Annotated in this window: 1 protein-coding gene; it reads right to left on the reverse strand. The window is 26.4% G+C overall.

The features are described 5' to 3' along the window. Positions 1-1,703: 1,703 nt before the first annotated feature. Positions 1,704-2,486 (reverse strand): MBL fold metallo-hydrolase, encoded by a 783-nt coding sequence (locus RINTHH_RS01675; protein WP_008232116.1) that lies wholly within the window; start codon positions 2,484-2,486, stop codon positions 1,704-1,706. Positions 2,487-3,982 lie beyond the last annotated feature (1,496 nt).

The raw sequence follows: 3,982 nt of genomic DNA on the forward strand, positions 1-3,982 counted from the left end.
TATAAGTTGATATGATAGGTTTTTATTTCTGAAAATCTTTAAATAGCTTCCAAATATAATGAATTTTTGGAATTGCCAAAATATATGCTTTAGCTATTGTTCTATAGCTGTTTAAATCTTTCTTGCAATCAAGTATAAATTACGTAAATAGCCATAACTATTTATGATATTTTAACTAAAACATATTTTGGTAATTATTATAGTCCTAATATTTATTAGGACATAAAAATGTACTCAGTCTAAAGATTAATTAGACAAATAAAATGAATCTATTATAATAATTTATATGAGTGTTAGATACCAAAATCTTTTTGCTATTATTAGAATTATCTTGAGAATTTGATAGAGAGTATTGTACTTATATTTTTTATATTTAATAATCATATCTTAGAAGTAATTCAATAAAAGCACATAAAGGTAATCTTAATATTAATGTCATAGCCATATGCACACCAAGTCTTTTTACTTATTCTCATATTTATTTTTGTGTTACTGCCAACTTTTCTAAAGCCTTGGAACCTGAGTAAGAATAACCATTAATTTCCATTAAGATAATGGAAATTAATGGTTATTCTTAAAAGATAAAGCTTAATTCAATAAAATACTCATAAAAACCTACTGAATGAGAATATTTAGATAGAATTAAAAAAATACATATGAATTCTTATAATAAGAATTCATATGTATTTTTATGAGTTAGGGCTACTAATTGTTATTTTATAGAAATTAAAATATAGGCATTTTTTGAGAGACAAAGTGCATCTCATTGATCCCAATATTCCTACTGTATTTGATATCTTGATTGACCATCCTAATGACTTTTGAATCACTTTATTTGATCCCTAAATTTTAGTCAGAAACTCTAATTATTAATATAACTTTTTATAAGTTTAATTGACATTAATTCTATATAATATATATCTCATAATACTAAGTATTTATATAAAGATCTTTTTATTTGTTTGAATAATATACATTATACTCTGATTTATTAAGTCCACTGAAAACATGGAAGAATTCTCTTTAATATATAATTCTTTTCATCTCATCATATAAATCTTAGATTACAAGAAAATTTTATAAAAGTCATGATATTTTTATCATGGCCATGAAAATATGGAAGCAAATACAACTGACAAAATTTTAATATAAATAGGTTTAATTTTTCTTGGAGTATTAAAAATTAAACTCATTTTTTAAAAAAACAAAATTAGTTAAATATCTATAATAAAAAGAGAATGCTAATAGAAAAAATACTCCAATATATTTTAAAGATAAATATATTGCCCAGAGTCAAATACTAGCATATTATGGATATCATTCATGGTAGTTAAATGGTAATTTTTGACTACTATAGCTTGTTGCTAATGATTTGTATAACTTCTATTTGGTGAAAATCTTAAATATGCTTCATAAATAAATAGACTTACAGAATTTCTGTATAAACCTCAATTTATTATCCTAAAAAGGACATTCTGTACCAAGCATATAAGGCTTGTATACCTACTATTGATAAAATCCCGTTTGGATAAAGACCTGAAAAGTTAAACACCACCCCTAATATATTCCAGTAAGTACTTCTAATTTCAGTTCCAGCACTTATCCTAAACAGGAATTGAAATGGACTTTAGTTCTAAAAATAGGCCCAGTTATTATCACTTGTATTAATCAGTGTAACTTGCAGTCAAGTTAATGCAGTTGGATTAATTAATTTCTACTTTTCTCTTACTCAAATGAATTGGAATTCTTTCCTCCGGTTGTGGTTTTAGAACTTGAGCAGAGATCTCATTTTGTTTAAGCAAGAAACAAAATTCTTCAATAGTTCCAATAGTTTTTATTGCAGATGCTAAGAAACCTTCAAAAATTACATCACAACCACAAGTAGTAGGAACTACTACTTGTGGTTGTAACCACTGGGTAACCTCTAAAGCCTTTTTTCTGCCATAAATAAATGATCCAAATATGGGCAAAGCTAAATCAACTAAAGGAGTAATAATCACATCTACTGGAGCAAATTTTTTTAGGAGTGGTGAATGATATCCATGGGGTTCATAATAAAGGCTAAAGCCTGTCTCTATCTCTTTCAATAAATAACCATTTTCCACCAACATAGGACCTATCGGAGAACCAGGCACCGCAGTTATTTCTAAAGATTGTCCAAAAGAGAAAGTGTCTCCATGGGTAAGAGTAATTATTTGAGTATACCCCAATTCCGTAACTATTTTAGTCGCATTAACAGAAGCTACAACAGGAATATGGCGGTCTAATTGTTTTAAGGTTCGTGAGTGGGCATGATCTTCTAAACCCTGAGATAACAAAATGAGATTTATATTCTCTGGTATTAAACGTTCTTGGAGACGCCTAGCTTTAAAAAACCAAGCTAAATTGGCAAAAGTTAAATCTCCCACAAGCCAGGGATCAAGTAGTATTTTCTTGTTTCCAATTTCAATTAACCAGGTGTTATTATCCAAATAAGTTAAATACATGATGTTACGATGAAGATAATACTCATTTTTATTGTTACATCATCGAATGAATAAAAATAACTTGATTTTAGGATCCAGATCAAATTATAACCTTGATATTTATTAACTCGAAGTTCATCAATATGATTGCATCACTCTGAAAGTGTAAATACTAAAATCAACTTTAGTAATACATATACTGTGCCTTCTTAAGAATAATAAAGTCAGTATTCTCCTATAAGAAGATAAATTACCTGGAACCAGATATGAATTAGATGTTAGATAATAAAAAGATATCTGCAGATACTATGAATCTAACTAAAATACGGTCATACCTAGTGAAAAAAGCTTATTGAAAAAGATTCAGCTCGATCTTAATTATTAGAAATAAAATTATTTTTAATGTAAATAAAGATAGGGATTGTAATAAACATATTTTCTTCAAAATTAGAAAAATTACTTAATACTAGCAAATAAATGCTATAAAGATATTTACTAATATTAAGTAATAATAACTGATATAAGCAACTTATATTTAATATAAAAGCTTTTTAAACCCTACTGGAAGACTTATATTCTATTTATGACTTTCTATTCTATACCAATTCTATAACAATAGGACTCTAGTAGTGAAAAAATACTCTAAGCACACCGAACTTAGGGGCAATATTTTTTGTTACTCTATTCAATTTTAACAGTCACCCAACCTTGGATTCATCAATATTTTTTTAATGATAACCATATGTGATGATTTTTGAAAAATTACTACTCATGAAAACTTCTTGACATTTGATAAACCAATCAGAACCATATACTTTCTTATGAGAGCCTTAAGATATTATCCAGTTTTCCAGATAAGGATTAGAGTTTTAACTCATAATATAATCTTCTATTAATTAGATATATGGGCCTAGAGAATTATAAGGTAAGTTTGCAAAGTGGTTTTCTCTTGATAATATGAAAGCTAATATATAGTTGTTATTTGACGTATTAATAGATATTGCGAAATACGACTAATTTATTGGCAGGCATATACATGAATTGTTATTTTTTTGTGTAATTAATTTGATAATGCTATCAAATTAATTATTAACTTTGCTAACTACATTTATCATGCAAATCAATTAAATTTAGGCTCTAATTCTAATTTAATACTGCCTAATATATATATTATAGTTAATAATATATATATTAGGCAGTATTAAACAGTAATTAAGTAATTGGTACTAATTCAATTGTAATAAAATATATCCAGCAACTATGTACATAAAATTTTCCTAAATCAAAAGCATTTTCACAAGCTACATACAATTAATTTACTCAAATCTTAACTTCTATTGCTCTTGCTTTGAATATATTTAATATTCTTAGATTCTTATATAGAGGCCTATCATATAATCATATTATTTTGCTGCTACAAAAAAACTCAAATTAATTTATAATATAATCTCTACTATGCTGTATCTTCATACTCATATAAATTTTGGTTGCAAACTCTTCGTTTATATTGAGTAGAA

Origin of the sequence: Richelia intracellularis HH01, assembly GCF_000350105.1 — a bacterium.
Lineage (GTDB): Bacteria > Cyanobacteriota > Cyanobacteriia > Cyanobacteriales > Nostocaceae > Richelia > Richelia intracellularis.

What these genes read in the sequence shown, in the direction of transcription:
- RINTHH_RS01675 (WP_008232116.1), bottom strand. Translation starts at nt 2,486, where the DNA reads ATGTATTTAACTTATTTGGATAATAACACCTGGTTAATTGAAATTGGA.